The organism is Bifidobacterium sp. LH_389 (assembly GCF_056357235.1).
In genome coordinates, this window is sequence record NZ_JBKEVR010000013.1 from 33,537 (window position 1) to 51,110 (window position 17,574).

At 60.7% G+C, this 17,574-nt stretch carries 12 protein-coding genes, 1 tRNA gene and 1 pseudogene; 9 read left to right on the forward strand and 5 right to left on the reverse strand.

The genetic code is table 11. The features are described 5' to 3' along the window. Positions 1 to 81: 81 nt before the first annotated feature. On the forward strand, positions 82 to 537 hold the full coding sequence (locus AC1AZA_RS09800) for a MarR family winged helix-turn-helix transcriptional regulator (RefSeq protein ID WP_476514477.1): 456 nt from the start codon (positions 82 to 84) through the stop codon (positions 535 to 537). A gap of 8 nt (positions 538 to 545) precedes the next feature. Beyond that, on the forward strand, positions 546 to 1,220 hold the full coding sequence (locus AC1AZA_RS09805; RefSeq protein WP_476514478.1) for a hypothetical protein: 675 nt from the start codon (positions 546 to 548) through the stop codon (positions 1,218 to 1,220). A 96-nt stretch (positions 1,221 to 1,316) separates the two neighbouring features. Here the strand turns inward: AC1AZA_RS09805 and AC1AZA_RS09810 are convergent. The 4 genes from AC1AZA_RS09810 to AC1AZA_RS09825 all read right to left on the reverse strand — a co-directional run bounded on the left by AC1AZA_RS09810 (position 1,317) and on the right by AC1AZA_RS09825 (position 7,409). After that, a tRNA-Ser gene (locus AC1AZA_RS09810) sits at positions 1,317 to 1,404 on the reverse strand. An 88-nt stretch (positions 1,405 to 1,492) separates the two neighbouring features. Continuing rightward, positions 1,493 to 3,655 (reverse strand): DUF6020 family protein, encoded by a 2,163-nt coding sequence (locus tag AC1AZA_RS09815; protein WP_476514479.1) that lies wholly within the window; start codon positions 3,653 to 3,655, stop codon positions 1,493 to 1,495. Between the two features lie 98 nt (positions 3,656 to 3,753). After that, a complete protein-coding gene (locus AC1AZA_RS09820) occupies positions 3,754 to 5,406 on the reverse strand; it encodes a sugar transferase (protein WP_476514480.1) in 1,653 nt (550 codons plus the stop codon). A 269-nt stretch (positions 5,407 to 5,675) separates the two neighbouring features. Then, positions 5,676 to 7,409, reverse strand: coding sequence for a leucine-rich repeat domain-containing protein (locus AC1AZA_RS09825; RefSeq protein ID WP_476514481.1), 1,734 nt, complete (start codon positions 7,407 to 7,409; stop codon positions 5,676 to 5,678). A 233-nt stretch (positions 7,410 to 7,642) separates the two neighbouring features. On the opposite strand from AC1AZA_RS09825, the gene rfbB reads away from it, so the two are divergent. From rfbB to AC1AZA_RS09860, 7 genes and pseudogenes are all read left to right on the forward strand, one after another. Further along, complete coding sequence (gene rfbB, locus AC1AZA_RS09830) at positions 7,643 to 8,665, forward strand: dTDP-glucose 4,6-dehydratase (RefSeq protein WP_476514482.1); 1,023 nt, start codon at positions 7,643 to 7,645, stop codon at positions 8,663 to 8,665. A 27-nt stretch (positions 8,666 to 8,692) separates the two neighbouring features. After that, positions 8,693 to 10,141 carry a sugar nucleotide-binding protein gene (locus tag AC1AZA_RS09835; protein WP_476514483.1) on the forward strand — a complete coding sequence of 483 codons (1,449 nt, stop codon included), beginning with the start codon at positions 8,693 to 8,695 and terminating at the stop codon, positions 10,139 to 10,141. 46 nt (positions 10,142 to 10,187) lie between these two features. Continuing rightward, positions 10,188 to 11,075, forward strand: a complete 888-nt coding sequence (gene rfbA / locus AC1AZA_RS09840; protein WP_476514484.1) for a glucose-1-phosphate thymidylyltransferase RfbA — start codon at positions 10,188 to 10,190, stop codon at positions 11,073 to 11,075. A gap of 269 nt (positions 11,076 to 11,344) precedes the next feature. Beyond that, positions 11,345 to 12,877 carry an endonuclease/exonuclease/phosphatase family protein gene (locus tag AC1AZA_RS09845; protein WP_476514485.1) on the forward strand — a complete coding sequence of 511 codons (1,533 nt, stop codon included), beginning with the start codon at positions 11,345 to 11,347 and terminating at the stop codon, positions 12,875 to 12,877. A gap of 248 nt (positions 12,878 to 13,125) precedes the next feature. Then, on the forward strand, positions 13,126 to 14,874 hold the full coding sequence (locus AC1AZA_RS09850; RefSeq protein WP_476514487.1) for a DUF4012 domain-containing protein: 1,749 nt from the start codon (positions 13,126 to 13,128) through the stop codon (positions 14,872 to 14,874). A 269-nt stretch (positions 14,875 to 15,143) separates the two neighbouring features. Next, a complete protein-coding gene (locus tag AC1AZA_RS09855) occupies positions 15,144 to 16,109 on the forward strand; it encodes a glycosyltransferase family 2 protein (RefSeq protein WP_476514486.1) in 966 nt (321 codons plus the stop codon). A gap of 443 nt (positions 16,110 to 16,552) precedes the next feature. Continuing rightward, a pseudogene (locus AC1AZA_RS09860) lies at positions 16,553 to 16,714 on the forward strand (IS30 family transposase); the annotation flags it as partial. Here the strand turns inward: AC1AZA_RS09860 and AC1AZA_RS09865 are convergent. Further along, a partial coding sequence (locus AC1AZA_RS09865; protein ID WP_476514488.1) for an IS21 family transposase occupies positions 16,666 to 17,574 on the reverse strand: 909 nt, incomplete at its 5' end. The pseudogene AC1AZA_RS09860 and the gene AC1AZA_RS09865 sit on opposite strands and share 49 nt — an antisense overlap.

Below are 17,574 nucleotides of genomic sequence, written 5' to 3' on the forward strand. Positions count from 1 at the left end.
ATTGTGGTGGGATGTTGACGCGAGTATGAAATCATACTATTCTGTGAGTATGATTTCATACTCGAAATATGAGCGGAAGGCGTGATCGTGGAATTCAGGCAGAACGAGACCTTACGGGAGTTCGATCGGCTGAACCGGCAGATCGACGGGCTTTACCATGAGATAGCCGCCGCTCGCGGGTTGTCCGACAGCGCATACGGCATCCTGCAGGCGATGCTGGTTCTGGGGGAGGGGTGCACCCAGACCGCCGTGTGCCGGTATGCGTGTCTGAACAAGCAGACGGTGAACTCGTCCGTCAGAAGGATGGTGCAGGACGGTCTGATCGAACTGCGCCAAGGTGAGGGCCGGGAGATGCGCATGCATCTGACCGCGCAGGGCGAGCGCGTGATGCGCGAGCAGGTGCTGCCGGTCGAACGCGCCGAGAGCGAAGTGTTCGACGAGATGCCGATCGAGGACCGACAAGCGATACTGCGACTGGTGAATCGCTATCTTGATTCCTTCCGCCGCAAGGTCGAGAAGTTGGAGGAAGCGCGTTGATTCACCGGATGTTGAACACAATCGGGCTGGGGGTACTCGGCATCGATCCCATTACCGCCGTGTACATGATGTCGATGAGACTGCGCGGGGAGAGGAAGTCTCGCATCACGTTGTTCTTCCTGTCCTTCGCGGTGTCCACGATCCTTGTCGGCACGGTGCTTGCGGCGTCGATGGGAGCTGCGGCGGCCGACGCTCTGCAAAGCATCCTGCCTGATGACGACAGCCGGTTCTGGGCGATCGCGGAATTCGCCGTATCCATCGTCATCCTGATATGGGTGACGAAGAGGGTCTTCGCCGGCCCCAAGCGCGAGAAGAAACAACCGCGGGAGGCTGTCCGCAGAGGCGTGTTGGGGCATGTCGCCATGGGTTTCGTGTTCGCGGTCACCTCGTTTACCGATCCCACGTTCTACGCGGTGATGCTTATCGGCGGGGAATCGCGCAGCGTCGTCACGGCCGCGCTGCTGCTGACCCTATGGTTCGTGGTCAGTCAATGTCTGGCGATGGTCGTGTACGCCGCCATCCAATGCAATCGCCTCGACGCGCTCGCCGCCAGACTGGACGAGTGGAAGGCGCGGAACCTGACGATGTTCAACCGCGTGCTGCACGGTGTGCTGATTGGTATTGCCATCCTGCTGACCGCTGACGCGACGGCCTACCTGTCCACCGGCGGCTATCTCCTGTAACTGGTGTCAGGCCTCCGTCACTGCGCCGGACGGAATCGGTATTGGCGTTTTCCTGACAATGAAAAAGCCCTTTTCCTTTGGGTGGGAAAAGGGCGATGGCGGAGGATACGAGATTCGAACTCGTGAGGCTGTTACACCAACACGCTTTCCAAGCGTGCGCCATAGACCACTAGGCGAATCCTCCAGTGCACTGAGCCGAAGCTCGGGCAACCTCTTTAAGATAACATGCGATCGCTATCTTGCCAAATGGGCGTGTCGCGCGCGGTTGTGGCTCAGGATTCCCGATGTTCCAGCCTGTTCCGGCCGTCCCGATTCGGGCTTTCCTTCCTGTACGGCACGTCCTGTTCCGGCCCCTGAATCAGCGGTACCGCGGCGATCATCGCCACCCCGAACGCCAGCGTCCACGTGTAGCGCGTCTGGTGCCCGGGCAGTACCAGCAGCGACAGGATGGTCAGCACCCACGGGGTCAGGTACGCCAGATTGCGCCACCGTCGTTTCCTGCCCCGTTCCCCGTCTCCGGCCACGAAGCAGCACGCCGCGGCGAACAGCGGCACCCACACGGTGTACAGGTTCTCGCGCATGAGTAGGGAAATGCCGGGCATTCCCTCGAACAGCGCGTACAGTGCGGATCCGATTTTTTGCGGGCCGCTCACCTCGGCTTCCGTCCACGTGCTCGCGTACTCGGGCAGAATCATGTTGCTGCCCATTTCCTCCCAGCCCCAGCGCACGTACCAGCCTTCGTCATAGACCGGGCCCATCACGAACGGGTCGCGCAGCCATGGGGTGGCGGCCAGTGCAGTGACGGGATCGGTCGCCGTCAGTCTCGCCCACAGGCCGAGGAAACCGACGATGTCTCCGGTGCCGGCATCCCGGTTGAAGCAGCGGTCCTTGATGGCGTCCGAGCCGCCGATTTCCTTGCCGTCCCACGGATTCCACGTCAGGTAGTTGTCCAGATCCGTGACGGAGCAGGTGATCACCCGGTCGAACGTGGCCCGGTCGCCCGCGCTGAACCGTTCCGGATGGGCCACCATGAACGCGGAGGTCTGCTGCAACGGGATCGCGATCATCTCCTGCTTGCCTCCCGGTGCCACGTGCAGCGCCGGCAGTGCGATGGCGGAGATGACCATGCCGATCGCCACCGGAACCACTGCCACGGCCAGCGACGTCAGCCGGCGCTTCGCCAGCACCACCGCCAGCACAATGAACGTGCCGAGCAGAATCTCGGTGGAGATTTTCCTCATTTGTCCGCACAGCACGCTCAGTGCAATCAGCCCCACAATCAGCCACGGGCCCAGAGGGATCCCTGCGCGCACGCGGCGAATGTACTCCATGACCAGCACCATGAGCACCAGAAAGAACGGCATGGCGGTCGAATCCTTGACCACGGACATCATGAGCCGTCCGTAGATCGGCACCAGCGCCATGAATGCCGTGGCCGCCGCGCAGAACCGCCAGTCCAGACGCATCACGCCGCCCAGATAGTTGAGCGTCAGCCCGATCGCTAGAGCGCACAGCACGGTCTGCAGGAACGCGAGCAGCCACAGCCCCCACGCCTCGGAGCCCATCCACAGGCCGAATCGGTCGAACGCACCGTAGATCAGCGAATCCAGCCACGGATGCTGGTCGCTCAGCGCGTATCCGGGCAGATAGTCGTGCGTGGACGGATCCCACGCCTGCCCGGTGCGCATCCAGACGAGCTGCGCCACCGTATCCGCGGCGATGTTCGCCGGCCACACGAGGACGGTCCATGGTAGCCAGCCCGCGAACACGATCGCGCCGAGCGTCACCGTATGCTGTGCGGACATCTCACGGAACAGCGTGCGCACGCGGTTGGCGAGCCGCTGCCCGCGCTGACGGGAGGTCGTTTCCGCCGCCGGAGCCATCTCCCGCTCCGCGCGCCCAATCGCCCCGGTCGCCCCTCGCAGCGCCAGCGTCGCCACGGCCGTCATGAGCATGGCGAATCCCGCATAGCGCAGCCCGTAATACAGCCAGTACCATGCGGTCCAGTACTCGGACGCCACGGCCGGGGGAGAGCCGGCCGAAGCCAGCTGGGAATATGCCTGATGCGTCACGTTGTGCGGGGGAATCGTCAGCGTGAGGGCCAGAATCAATCCGAGCGCCACGGACCAGCCTTGCCCTGATGATGTTCCCCTTGGCGTCCCCTTCGCCTTCCAGCGTCCGAACGCCACAAATCCGCAGTATTCCAGCAGCATGACGGTCAAGCACAGCAGCATGCCCGTCGCCGGTCCGTTGGCGCCCAGATAGGGATAGATCCCCGCCTTGACGTGATCGAGGTCGATGAACGCGGTTTCATCCGTATAGGAGGCCGTCAGTGCGAAGCATGCGGGCAGCGTGCCGGCGACGGCAAGTACCGCAGCAATCCGATGTCTGTTCGGGTGCCAGTCCACAGCGGCTCTGGTGTTGGCGGTCTCCATGCTTCCTCCCATGCGCGTGCGCTAGTGCGCTGATGCGCTACTGGATGGCAAGTCTACGGGCGAAGCGCTACAAGCGGAGACGCCGGGGCGGCGAACCGTCAGTACGCGCCCGACCCGTGCACGATCGCACCGGCCGTCTTGAGCATGATGGCGATGTCCGTGGTCACCGACCAGTTCTCCACGTAGGAGACATCCAGATATTCGGCCTCCTCCTGCGAAAGGTCGGAGCGTCCGGAGATCTGCCACGGACCGGTGATGCCCGGTTTGACGAGCAGACGCGACGAGTACAGGGTGCCGTACTGGTCCACCTCGTATTGCTGCTGCGGGCGCGGGCCCACGATGCTCATGTCCCCCTTGAGCACGTTCACGAACTGCGGCAGCTCGTCGATGGACGTCTTGCGAATGAATCGGCCGATGTTGGTGATGCGCGGATCGTCCTTCGACTTGAACAGGATGCCGTGCTCCTTACCCTCCTTCTGGGCCAGCGCCACGTCCATCTTGTCCGCGTCCACGCGCATGGAACGGATCTTGTACACCTTGAACGGCACGCCGTACTGTCCGATGCGGTTCTGCTTGTAGATCACGGGACCGCCGTCCTCCATCTTGACCAGCGCGGCCACGATAGCCAGCGGGATCGCCGCCACGATCAGCGCCAGGCACGAGCAGACGACGTCGATGATGCGCTTGACGCAGCGGGTGGGCCACGAATACTGCGGCAGCGATGCGGTGAGGATGGGCATGGCGCTGTTGTTGCGCAGCTGCATGCGCCCGCCGCTGATGTCCGCCACGGAGGCGGCGATGGCCAGCTCGATGCCCATGGATTCCACGGCCAGGGAGAGAGTGCGCAGCGTCTCGGAATCGCGGGTCATCACGTCCGTCACCAGCACCGCGTTGGCGCCGAGCTTCTTGGCCATCTGCGGCATGCGCGAGTTGAGCGGCAGCACCTTGAGCGCCGCCTTCGCCTCGTTCAACGGCTCGAACGGCACCGGCGCCAGATGCTGCGGCGCGTCCGGATCGGCCTCCAGCGTGATGGAGGTGATGGGGCACACGGCCACGGGGCGGTACCCCATGGCGTTGCCGGGGGTGGTGGTGAGATTGTTGATGGCTCGGCGAATGCCTGCCGGAGAGCCGATGATCACGGTGGGATAGGAGTTCTCACCCCTCATGCGGTTCTTGTGCAGCAGTCGTCGCATCAGCCAGCGTTCCACCATGGTGAACAGCCATCCGAAGATGGTGGCGAGTACGGAGAACAGGCGTGGGAAGTCCACGCCGAACAGGTATCCGATGGTGCACAGTGCCACGAAGAAGATGAGCGCCGCATTGAGGATCTTCGTATACAGGGCGTAGCCCTCGCCCATGGTGTGGATGCGGTAGCTTTGGGCCACCCACAGGGAGGCAACCCACACGCCGGCGAAGATGAGGGGCACGATCAGTGATCCGTGACGTTCGAACTCGCCTTCGATCGTGTTGCCTATGCCGGGCTGCAGGATCATGCTGATGACGCATGCGAGCAGCATCATGGCGACATCCAGCATGATCAGCGCCGCGTTGAACACGTACCTCCAATGCACGATCTGCGGCCGGTCGGAGGGGCGGTAGGAACGAATGCGCGCTTTGCCCTGAGCGTCCTGAGAGTCGCTGTTGGGGTCCGTCCACGAACCGTCGAAGAAGGTGGGCGGCGGTACGAACGGCGGTGCGGGAGGTGTGCCTGCCGTGCGAGGTTTGCTTTGCGGCATGGCAACGGTGGGCATGTCTTCCAATGCCTCTGCCGTTGGCTGAGCGGTATTGCTCTCCCCGGTCACTTTCTGGGTCCCTTCGTTGCTTCTCACAGGTATAGGCCCGAGTATATCGCTACTTCATCGGCATGGTCGAATGCGGGGGGGGTAGCTCCTCAAAGTTTACAAATTCGATGTGAGAATCGGGCTGTTCTGCATCGGCCGTGCAGCAAAGAAGCAGGTTCTTCCGCATCGGGAAGAACCTGCTTCGGTATTTATGCCGCGTTATTCGACCGTCGGCTGGTTCAGCGGCGGGTCGAACGCTTGCGGGCGGCGATCAGACCGGCACCGAGGGCGACGAGCGCGAGGGCGATCACCACGAAGACTGCCACGCTGGCGCCGGTGGAGGCCAGCGTCTTCTTGGTCTTTGTGGTCTCCACCTTCACGGTCGTGTTGTTGGCCTTGTCGTCCTTCTTGACGGTATCCGTCTTGTTGGTGTCCGTCTTGTTGACGGTGGGCTGCTCGGCCGGGGTCTGCGGGGTGGTCGGCGCGGGCTGTTCCGCGGGGGTCTGCGGCTCAGTAGGCGCGGGCTGCTCCGGGGTGGTCGGATTCTGCGGGGTGGTCGGGGCCGGCTGCTCGGGCTGCTGTCCGTTGTTGCCCGGCTTGACGTCCTTCTTTTCGAAGTAGCGGGTGGCGGTCAGGGACTTGTCGGCCTTGTAGATCACCGTCAGCGTGTAGCCGTACTTATCGGCAGTGATCGTCACTTCGTAGTCGGCGGCGGTCAGGGCCTTGGAACCCGTGCCGTCGGTGAACAGCTCGACCTTGATGTTGCCGGCCACCGGCTTGCCGTCCTTGTCCAGGCTCAGGGTCGGGTTCTCGGTGAAGTAGATCCACTTGGTCGGCACGTAGTCGCCGGCGGTCGGCGTCTTGGTGGCGGTGCTGAAGGTGATCTGCACGGGCAGCTTCTTGTCGCCGCCCAGATCGTACTGGTAGTAGACCACGGAGCCGTTGACCAGGCCGGTCAGCGTGGTGCCGTTGAGCTTGGCGCCGGAAAGCCCCTGAGCCTTAGCGCCATCGAAGCCGGGCGCCACCTTGGCAAGGTCCACGCTAGCGCCGGTGTAGGGGAGCTTCAGCGTGAGATTGCTGTTGGTGTGCACCTTGTTCGTGGCGTTCTGGAGGCTCTTGGGCAGGTTCAGCGCAACAAGCGGGTTGTTGCTCAGGCTCAGGTATTCGAGTTTCGGGCTGTTGGCCGCATCCAGCGAGGTGAGGACGTTGTTGCTGACGTACAGGTACTTCAGCCCGTCCGCGTGGGAGACGTCCAGCGTGCTGAGCTTGTTGCTGGTCGCGTCAAGGTTGGTGAGCTTGACGTTCTTGGTCACGTCCAGAGAGGTCAGGGCGTTCTTGGAGACGCTCAGATCGGTCAGCGCGGTGGCGTTGGCCACGTTGAGTGTGGTGATCTTGTTGTCCGTCACATACAGGTTGGTGAGTTTGACGTTCTTGGTCACGTCCAGTGCGGCGAGCTTGTTCTTGTAGGCGGAGAAACGTTCCAGTTTGGTGTTCTTGGACAGGTCGATGCCGGTCAGCGCGTTGCCGTCCACGATGAGGCTGGTCAGTTCCGGGTTCTTGGTCACGTTCAGCGTGGTGAGCTTGTTGTCGCCCACGTTCAGCGATTCCAGCTTGGTGTTCTTGGCCACGTCGAGACTGGTCAGGCCTGTGCTGTTCAGCGTGAGGTATCGCAGCGTGGGCAGCAGTTCCAGACCCTTGGCGCTCTTGACGGGTGCGTCATAGACGCTGACGCTGACGCCATACTTTGCCTCGTTGACATCCAGCACGTTGTTGCTGTTGTAGTCGGTCTTGGCCACGGCCTTGCGCAGATTCTCGTCCGGGAAGTTGGCGGCGTTGAGCGCTACGGGCTTGAGTCCGGCGGTGTCATCGGAGCCGGCGGCGTTCGCGGCCTGCGCGCCGATGCCGACGGTGAACACGGTAGCGGCCGCGGCCACGATTGCCGCCGCGCGTTTGCTGAACGATGTCTGCTTCATGGGTGGAATCCCCCTTATTCTTGCTTCTCTTCGTTGCGAATAGTGTTTGGCGCAGGTTTCCCCAGACAACTCACTTGTTGAATCCTGCGTACTCACCACTCTACGCTGCAGAGCTTCCCCGTCAAGCGCAATCCCCTCTCCCGTCCCGTCTTCACAATTTGTTCATCTTCCCGCATTGTTCGTCTTCCCGGCAGGGGTGCATGGTGGGCACCCGACGCCGTAGAATACGAGCCATGGCAGAAGAAGTATTCACTCCCCATAACATCATCGTGACCGGCGGCTGCGGGTTCATCGGCTCGAACTTCGTCCACTACGTCTACAACAACCATCCGGACGTGCACGTTACCGTGCTGGACGCGCTCACCTACGCGGGCAATCTGGAGAACATCCGCCCGATCCTCGGTGACCGCGTTGAGTTCGTGCACGGCAACATCTGCGACGCCGAGCTGCTGGACAAGCTGGTGCCGGGGCACGACGCGATCGTGCACTACGCGGCCGAATCCCACAACGACAATTCGATCGCCAACCCCGAACCGTTCCTCAAGACGAACGTGGAGGGCACCTTCCGCCTGCTCGAGGCGGCCCGCAAGTACGACGTGCGCTACCATCACGTCTCCACCGACGAGGTCTACGGCGACCTCGCCCTGGACGACCCGCACAAGTTCACCGAGGAGACCCCCTATCACCCGTCCTCCCCGTACAGCTCCACCAAGGCCAGCTCCGACCTGCTCGTGCGCGCCTGGCACCGCACCTTCGGCGTGCGCATGACCATCTCCAACTGCTCCAACAACTACGGCCCGTACCAGCACGTGGAGAAGTTCATCCCGCGCCAGATCACCAACATCCTCGACGGACTCAAGCCCAAGCTGTACGGCAACGGCCTCAACGTGCGCGACTGGATTCACACCGAGGACCATTCCTCCGCCGTGTGGAGCATCCTGACCAAGGGGCGCATCGGCGAGACGTACCTGATCGGCGCGAACGGCGAACGCAACAACCTGACCGTGCTGCGCGACATCCTCACCGTGATGGGCAAGGACCCCGACGACTTCGAATGGGTCAAGGACCGTCCCGGCCACGACCGCCGCTACGCCATCGACTCCACCAAGCTGCAGACCGAACTCGGCTGGAGGCCCACCCACACGGATTTCCAGAAGGGACTCGAGAAGACCATCGCCTGGTACACCGAGAACCGCGCATGGTGGGAGCCCGCCAAGGCCGCCACCGAAGCCCGCTACAAGGCGCAGGGCCAGTGATCGCAGAAAACAGCGGAAGGTAGCAACATGGATTTTGAAAAGGAACTCAAGGTCACGGAAACGAACATCCCCGGCCTGCTGGTGTTCGACCTGCCGGTGCACGGGGACAACCGCGGCTGGTTCAAGGAGAACTGGCAGCGCGCCAAGATGACCGCGCTGGGCCTGCCGGACTTCGGGCCGGTGCAGAACAACATCAGCTTCAACGCCGTCAAGGGCGTGACTCGCGGCATCCACGCCGAACCGTGGGACAAGTACATCTCCATTGCGGCCGGCTCGATCTTCGGCGCGTGGGTCGATCTTCGCCCGGGAGAAACGTTCGGGCAGGTGTTCACCACCCGTCTGGACCCGTCCAAGGCCATCTACGTGCCGCGCGGCGTGGGCAACAGCTTCCAGGCCCTTGAAGACGGCACGGTCTACACGTATCTGGTGAATGCGCACTGGTCGCTTGAGCAGAAGAAGACCTACACCTTCGTGAACCTCGCCGACCCCGAACTCAACATCCAGTGGCCCATCCCGCTGGAGCAGTCCGAACGTTCCGAGGCGGATCTGCACCACCCCATGCTCAAGGACGCCAAGCCGATGGCCCCGCGCCGCACGCTGGTGACCGGCTGCAACGGGCAGCTTGGCCATGCCATCCGCGAATATGCCGAGGCGCACAACCTGCAGGGCTTCGAATACACGGACATCGACGAGTTCGACTTCTCCGACCCCGCCGCCTACGCCAGGTACGACTGGTCGCTGTACGGCACCATCATCAACGCGGGCGCCTTCACCGCCGTGGACAAGGCCGAAACCGCGGAGGGCCGCCCGATCGCGTGGAAGGCCAATGCGCAGGGGCCGGCGCTGCTCGCCAAGACGGCAAAGGAGCACAACCTCACGCTCGTGCACATCAGTTCCGACTACGTGTTCGACGGCACCGCCGAGGAACACACCGAGGACGAAGCCTTCGCGCCGCTGGGCGTCTACGGCCAGACCAAGGCCGCGGGCGACATCGCCGTTGCCAACGCGCCGAAGCACTACATCCTGCGCTCCAGCTGGGTGATCGGAGAAGGCCATAACTTCGTCAAGACCATGATGGCCCTGTCCAACCGCGTGGCTGACCCGGCCGACAAGCTCGACCACGTCACCGTGGTGAACGACCAGTTCGGTCGCCTCACCTTCACGCGGGACATGGCCGAAGCCATCTTCCACCTGCTCGACTCCGTCGCCCCCTACGGCACCTACAACCTGACCGGTTCCGGCGCGGTCAAGTCGTGGGCAGAAATCGCCGCCGCCGTGTTTGAACGCACGAACGGCAACGGCGGCAAGGTGGAGCCCATCTCCACCGAGCAGTACTTTGCCAACGCCAAGGCTCCGGTCTCCCCGCGCCCGGTGCATTCCGCGCTGAACCTCGGCAAGATCGAAGCCGCCGGCTACACGCCCGCCGATTGGGAGGAATCCCTCGCGGCATACGTGGACGGGGAACTCGGCAAGTAAACCGGGCAAACATAGGCAGATATTTCAAGGACTGAAGGAAAACACCATGAAAGGCATCATTCTTGCTGGCGGCTCCGGCACCCGTCTCTATCCGCTGACCACCGTCACCTCGAAGCAGCTGCTTCCCGTGTACGACAAGCCCATGATCTACTACCCGCTGAGCGTGCTTATGATGGCGGGCATCCGTGACATCCTCATCATCTCCACGCCGAAGGACCTGCCGAACTTCGAGAAGCTGCTCGGCGACGGCTCGCAGTACGGCGTGAGCTTCAGCTACAAAGTGCAGCCCTCCCCGGACGGCCTGGCTCAGGCATTCATTCTTGGCGAGGAGTTCATCGGCGGCGAACCGTGCGCCCTCGTGCTGGGCGACAACATCTTCTACGGCAATGGCTTGGGCAAGCAGCTCAAGGATGCCGTCAGCAAGGCGGAGAATGGTGTGGGCGCCACGGTGTTCGGCTACTATGTGGACGACCCGGAGCGCTATGGCGTGGTGGAGTTCGATGACCAGAAGTGTGCTGTGAGCATTGTGGAAAAGCCGGAGCATCCGGCATCCAACTATGCGGTGACAGGCCTGTACTTCTACGACAAGCGCGTGGTGGAGTTCGCCAAGCAAGTCAAGCCCTCCGCTCGCGGCGAACTGGAGATCACGGATCTCAACCGCATGTATCTCGAAGACGGTTCCCTGCACGTGCAGACGCTCGGTCGTGGCTATGCCTGGCTGGACACCGGCACCATGGACTCCCTGTATGAGGCCGGTGAGTTCGTGCGCACCGTGCAGCGCGCGCAGGGCCTGCCCATCGCCGTGGCGGAGGAAATTGCGTACGAGAACGCTTGGATCAGCAAGGACATGCTCCTCGAGGCGGCAGCGAAGTATGGCAAGAGCCCCTACGGCAAGCATCTCAAGGACGTTGCGGACAACCGCATCATCAAGTAAGGCCAATGCTTGAGCTAACGGGCCGGATTCCTGCAATAAGGGGATCCGGCCCGTTCCATATTTTCGATTCGTGTGGTGGTTTTGTGGTCGTTGCGGGATAAGCAGGCTTGGTATTCGGCGCAATGGCAAGGGGCGTACTCGCCGAAGGCGAGGATTACCGCCACACGAATCGAAAATATGGTGCGAAGAAGCATGCTCGGCCGCGCAGCAATGTGCTGGCATGCGCTATGCTTGGCGCTCACACGGGGAATGAGTCGGCAAGGAGCGTAATGACCGAGTTTCAGTTCGATTTCCAGCGCAAGCGCGCCGAACGGGAGCAGGAGGAACGCCGGTCCGCCCAGCAAGCTCCGCAGACTGGCGTGTCCGCCGAGCAGGACGGCATCGCCGAGACCCGTGCCATGTCCCCGATCGACGACGAGCTCAATGGCGTGTGGCAGACGCGGCCGATGCCCACGGAACGCGTGCTGCCGGACCAGCCCACCGTGCCGGTGGTGCACGACTTCGCGCAGACCCAGTCGCTGCCGCCCATTGCGGTCCCGCCCGATGAAGAAGCCACACAGGCCATGCCGGTCGCTGCATCGCCGGACCCCATGCCCACGCGTCCCATTCCGGTACAGTCCTCCCCGCAGCCCGCGTACCCGCCGCAGCCTGCCTACCCACAGTCCCGGCCGGCGGCAGTGCCTATGCCTCCGGTCCCGGCCGAATCGAGCGAATACCCCATGCCGTCACCCGCCGTCCCCGACCATACTGCCGCCAAGCCCCGCCGCCGCAATTGGTTCCTGCGCGGTGGCAAGCACGGTTTCCTGTCGTTCTGGTTGTGGGTCGTGACGGCTGCGCTGGCTGCGCTCATGTCGATTCGCGTCATTCCCGGGCTGGACATGGACGGGCAGGCGCTGCCGGAGCTCATCGCGTTCCTGCCTGTGGCGGGGCTTGTTTCCGCCGCGATCGCTGTTCTTGCGTTCTGGTGGCGGCGCTGGTTGCTGACCGCCGTCTCGGTGGCATGCGTGGCGTTGCAGCTCACGTGGCATATGGGCTATTTCGTTCCGACGGCGCAGCTGTCCGATGCGGCCAGGTCTGCCGTCGCCGCAGAATCCATAGCCCCGGAAGACGCATATGCGCGCATCATGACGCTGAACACGCGCGAGGGCAAGGCGGACGCTGAATCGATCGTCGCATTGGTGCAGCGCGAGCATGTTGAGGTGCTGGCGTTGCAGGAGGTGAACGACGATCTGCTGCAACGGCTCAAGGATGCTGGCATATCCAAATTGCTGCCGCATCGTGTGGTGGGCGAATCGGGCGCGAACGACAACGGTGGCGTGAACGTGCTGTACACCAAGGCGGCCATGTCTCGGCCGGATTCCAATCTGCTCGCCATCGACACCTCTGCCATGCCCGCCGGTACGGTCACCATGGGCGGCAAGCAGGTGCGGTTTGTGTCCGCCCATCCGAACTCGCCTACGCGCGGCAAGCAGGACCTGTGGGGTGCCGGGCTGGGTACCATCGGCAGTCTCAAGGAGTATGACTGGACCTACGTGGTCATGGGTGATTTCAACTCCACGTGGGATCATCCCCGTTTCCGTGAGCTGCTGGGCGACCGGTTCGTGGATGCCTCCGAGCAGGCGGGCCGCGGCTACCATTTCACGTACCCGTCCAGCATGGAGGTCCACGGCGTAACCGTTCCGTCCGTAATCGAGATCGACCATATCGTTCACGATCGTGGCGTGACGATGGGAGATCTGGAAACCGTCACCGTCCCGGGCTCCGATCACAAGGCCCTCCTCGCCACCATGCAGGTGGGGTGAACCCCGAATGAGCGTTGCGGTTCCGGGCGGAATTGTGGAGAATCCCGTGGATTCCCCCTACCGGTCCGCTCCTGCGCGGACAATGGATAAGTTGGACGTAGGAACGCAAGGCCGGAGAGGAACGTATGGCTGCACATTCGGTTCGAGGGGTTAGCTCTGGATCCCACCGTGGATACGGCTCCCATGCACGCATTCCCGCCAATTCCCCGTTGCTTCGGAAGCATCATCCGATTCGCAACACGTTGCTGGTGCTGCTGTTCCTGATCCTGTGCGCGGCCGGTGCCGCCGGCTGGGTGGGCTACCGGTTCTACCAGCAGGCCATGCAGGTGAAGGATCATGAGATGCAGGCCGTGGCGTTGCTCAAGGACGTGCAGAACATGAAGGATCTGCAGTCCGCGGGCTCCTTGGATCAGTTGATTCCTCAGGTGAAGGCTCATACCGCCGCCGCCAAGGAGATTGCGCACGGCGACCTGTGGCAGTATGCCGCCAAGGCTCCCAAGTACGGCACGGACATCCAGACCGTGCAGGGCATGACCGACGTGGTGGATGCCGTGGTGACGGATACGCTGCCCAAACTGTCCAACGTGATGAAGACGCTGCTTGGTACGCCTCTGAGCAACGGGGACGGTCAGGTGAATCTGCAGCCCATTGTGGACGCGCAGGCCGGTTTCAACGAGACGAATACGCTGCTCCAGCAGCAGTTGGCGCAGTTGGAAGCGCTGCCGCAGCCCACTGTGCCGCAGGTGAAGAGCGCCTACGACCAGAGCGTTGGGCAGTTCACGCAGATCGCGCAGACGATTCAGGATGTGAACAACACCTTGCAGATATTGCCGCAGTTTCTGGGGGTGAACGGAGCGCGTACATACGTGGTGGTCGCTCAGACCACGTCCGAGGCACGTTCGGGTGGCGGTTTGGTGGGGTCGCTGGGCACCATGACCGCGAACGGCGGCAAGATCGAGGTGGGCGACTTCCACCCGAATACGAAGTTCATCAGCTTGTATTATGGTGGTGCGGCTGATGAACAGAGCGTGTTCGATGGCCCTTTGGCCTTCAGCTTTGATATCCGCGATACTGGCGCGAATCCGGATTTCAACAAGGTTGCCGAACGCATTCGCAAGATCTGGAATTATTCAGCCTATTCGAATGGTACCGTTGACGGTGTGATGATGATTGATCCCGTCTTCATTCAGGAGATGGTGAAGATCAGCGGCAACATCCAGCTGGACAACGGTGTGACCCTCACCGGCGACAACACCGCCGAATACCTGCTCAATACCATTTACAAGACGGTGCCGATCTCCAAACAGGATTACTACTTCGAGTACGTGGCCAAAGCGGCCATGAACAACATGTTCAAGAGTATGAAGGTGAGCACCATGATGAAGATGGTGCAGTCACTGGGGTCTTTGGCGCAGCAGCGGCACTTGTACATGTACACGTTCCACGAGGACGAGGCCAAGAATTTCCAGGATGCCGGCTTCGCCAAGAGTTCCCCCTCCAGTGAAGAGCACCCGGAGGTGGGTATTTACCTCAACGAGCAGAATCCTTCCAAGCTTGACTGGTACATCAAGCGCAAGACCGTCGTTACCCGCACTGGCACCAACGCAGATGGGTCTCAGAACTATCACGTCAGTTTCACCATGACCAATACCATTCCAGAAAGTGACCTCAGCAGGTATTCGTGGTATCTGGTGGGAGGCAATACAGATATTGCCGGCGCCGGCACCGCCGTGGAGAAAATGCTCTTCTATGGTCCAGCAGGCGGTTCCATCTCCAACCTCAAGGCTTCCGGCACTGGCAAGGTGACCGATAATGCCCAGAAGGCCAAGCTCAACGGGAAGAGCCTCCTCACGAGTGTCGCCTACATTCCCTCCGGTCAGTCAGTCACTTATGACTTTGACATAACCACATCGCCCAAGGCCGTTGCCAACGCCCAGCTCGGCGTCGATCAGACGCCGATGGGGTGGCTGGATGCAGGCGTGGAGTACCAGAAATAAGTTGGTCCGATGCTCGCTATTGTGCCAGCTCCCGCTTGCCTGCAGCGGTGCCGGCACGATTGCCAAGCAGTCGTGCCGAGCAGTCATCCGCGAACCAGAATAATTCGCCGAATGCGTGCTGCTTCATGAGGTTGGCTGTGACGTGCTTGACAAGGACATCGCCTCTCTATTCATTAGCATTGTGCAGCAGGACTTGGTGCCCTTATAATAAAGGGATCTTGCTGTTATAAGTCTGTGAAAATATCAATCAGTTATAAAGAAGGAATAAAATGAAAGTTTCAGTAATTGTCCCTGTGTTCAATGTTAGAGATTATTTACATCATTTGTTTGAGCAAATTAGAATGCAGAAGGCAGAAGATACCGAATATATTTTTATTGATGATGGCTCTATAGATGGATCTGGTGAATTTTTGGATACGATGTGTGATGGAAATGCTTTTAAAGTGATCCATCAAAATAACAGTGGTGTTGCGGCTGCGCGAAATGTTGGAATAGATGTTGCGCTAGGTGAATATATTATTTTTATTGATCCTGATGATTCTTTTAGTGATAATTATATAGAGAACCTTTCAAATGTTGCTATTCAGCGTTGTGCTGACGTCGTATTATGTGATTGGGTAAAAATTACTTCCGACAAAAACATAGAATCACATTTTGATAAATTTAGTAAAGATTTTTCCGTTGATAAAGAAGTTTTGTTTAAAGAAATGCTAACATGTGATTCCGTTCTTGGCTCGCTCTGGGGTAAAATCTTTAAAAAATCTCTATTTAAATCCAATAGTTTTCCTTTGCAAAAGACATGCTCGGACTTTGTGCCTTGCTATAAAGCCTTACTGAATTCTAAGAAGATAATTTTTAGTCCGGATTGCAAATACTACTATCTTAGTGATAGGACTAACAGTTTACAAAATACAATGAGAATTGGCGATATACGGGACTCTGTTGAGGTTCATCGGGAAGTTTTTGATCTGCTTTATGATTTTCAATCTCTTCGTGAGTTTCTTAAGCTTGATCTAATTAAAGCTAAAGTACAGGCTTGTGTGCATATTTGTAAATCGGTTAATATATCTGATAAAGCTAAATATTTTCATCAATATAATAATGGAGTATTAATTACATTCTTTTTTTACCTTAGGAAAAAGGCTCCTTTGAAAGAAAATGTCTTGACCCTGTTGGTTGGTTTTGGCTACTATCCGACTGTTCTCGCTTTAAAAGCATTAAGAAAGAGCAGGTAGCATTTGAGGTGTTATTGCTGTTTCCATGGGCGATTGTTCACGGTTGAGTCGTTGAGACAGCAAGAGAAGAGCTCTTTTGAGGTGCATTGTCTCGGGGCGTTGTTGACGGCCGGCAACGGTCGGCGGCGCTGGTAGTCGCGCGACATGTTGAGCTTCTGGTCCACGAGAAGCTCGCCGGTGGCGGGATCGAAGATCCTGATCACGCCATGGATCACCTCGAGTCGCACGAGCCGCCCGCGTTCTGCCTGCCGATGTTGACAGCGCGGCGCGTGCCGTCGACGCTCCGCGTGATGAAGCCGCGTCCGTCGGCCCGGCGGTCCCCGGCGGGGACTGTCACGTCGACGCCCGTCGGCTGTTCGCGCTCGGCCCGGCGTCGGGGGTGGTGACGTTTTTGGACTTCGTTGTCTGAAGGGTCGTTCAGAACGCTATCAATTGAACACACATACGACATCTACAGCCGGATCCCCGTGCCCGCGCGCATCGACCGGAGCTGGGACAACGGGACCGAGTCCTCCTGCCACCTGCTCGTGGACGAGGCGCTCGGCATGCTGACCTACTATGCGGACCCGTACTCCTCGTGGCAGCGCGGCACGAACGAGAACAGGCGAGCCTGCTGCCCTCGCGTTTCTGGAACGGGGCGGCGTTGTACGCGTCGAGCCAGTCGCGGATCGCCCGGTCCGGATCGCCGGGCGAGCCGAACACCCGGTCGCGCATCGCGCCGACAACGGCGCGTTCGGCATGCAGGACGAGGTTCTCGCCGCTGGCCTTGTCCCTCGGCCTCCCCGCCCGTCCCGGCGGCACCGCCGCAGAGTAGTGCTCGGCGAGGTTGCGGTAATGGTCGTTCAACACGATCTCGCCGTCCCCCGGGATGACTGATGACCCCGGTCTTGAGGTTGTCGCACACGATCCGGGCCGGAACCGCGCCGAAATACCCGAACATGCGCACGTGGCAGTCGAGCCACGAGGACTCGCGCATGCCGCCGGTCGCGCACACGAACGAGTAGCGGCCGGACGACAGGCAACCGACGAACGGGCACGCCTTCGACTCCACGCCGGCGGCCGGGTCGTGGATCGGCACGGCCGCACCGGCCCAATCGACCTCGACCGTGCGCCCGGCCTTGCGCTCCACACGGGAGGTCACGCCCGGACGCCGCACGTAATCCGCGTACAGCTTGCAGAACCGGTCATACCCCGTGAACGGCACCCTGCCCGTCCGGCATGAATCCACGTACTCCGCATGCAGCAGCCGCAACGTGACGCCCACGCGGCCGAGTTCGCGATGCACATGCCCCGGTCCGGCTGCCCATACACGCTCTCGACCACGCCACGGCCCGGGAACAGCATCGCATACACCTTGTTTTGTTTCAATGTTTGTTCGGCGGGTTTGGCAGTGTTTTTCCGCAGTGTGGGCTGATGGTTTTCCGCAGGTTCGGCAGTGTTCGTGGGTGGTGTGGGTAGGCATCGG

Coding starts and splice junctions, on each gene's coding strand:
- AC1AZA_RS09805 (WP_476514478.1), top strand. CDS start 546: ATGTTGAACACAATCGGGCTGGGGGTACTCGGCATCGATCCCATTACC.
- AC1AZA_RS09815 (WP_476514479.1), bottom strand. CDS start 3,655: ATGGAGACCGCCAACACCAGAGCCGCTGTGGACTGGCACCCGAACAGA.
- AC1AZA_RS09820 (WP_476514480.1), bottom strand. CDS start 5,406: ATGCCCACCGTTGCCATGCCGCAAAGCAAACCTCGCACGGCAGGCACA.
- AC1AZA_RS09825 (WP_476514481.1), bottom strand. CDS start 7,409: ATGAAGCAGACATCGTTCAGCAAACGCGCGGCGGCAATCGTGGCCGCG.
- rfbB (WP_476514482.1), top strand. CDS start 7,643: ATGGCAGAAGAAGTATTCACTCCCCATAACATCATCGTGACCGGCGGC.
- AC1AZA_RS09835 (WP_476514483.1), top strand. CDS start 8,693: ATGGATTTTGAAAAGGAACTCAAGGTCACGGAAACGAACATCCCCGGC.
- rfbA (WP_476514484.1), top strand. CDS start 10,188: ATGAAAGGCATCATTCTTGCTGGCGGCTCCGGCACCCGTCTCTATCCG.
- AC1AZA_RS09845 (WP_476514485.1), top strand. CDS start 11,345: ATGACCGAGTTTCAGTTCGATTTCCAGCGCAAGCGCGCCGAACGGGAG.
- AC1AZA_RS09855 (WP_476514486.1), top strand. CDS start 15,144: ATGAAAGTTTCAGTAATTGTCCCTGTGTTCAATGTTAGAGATTATTTA.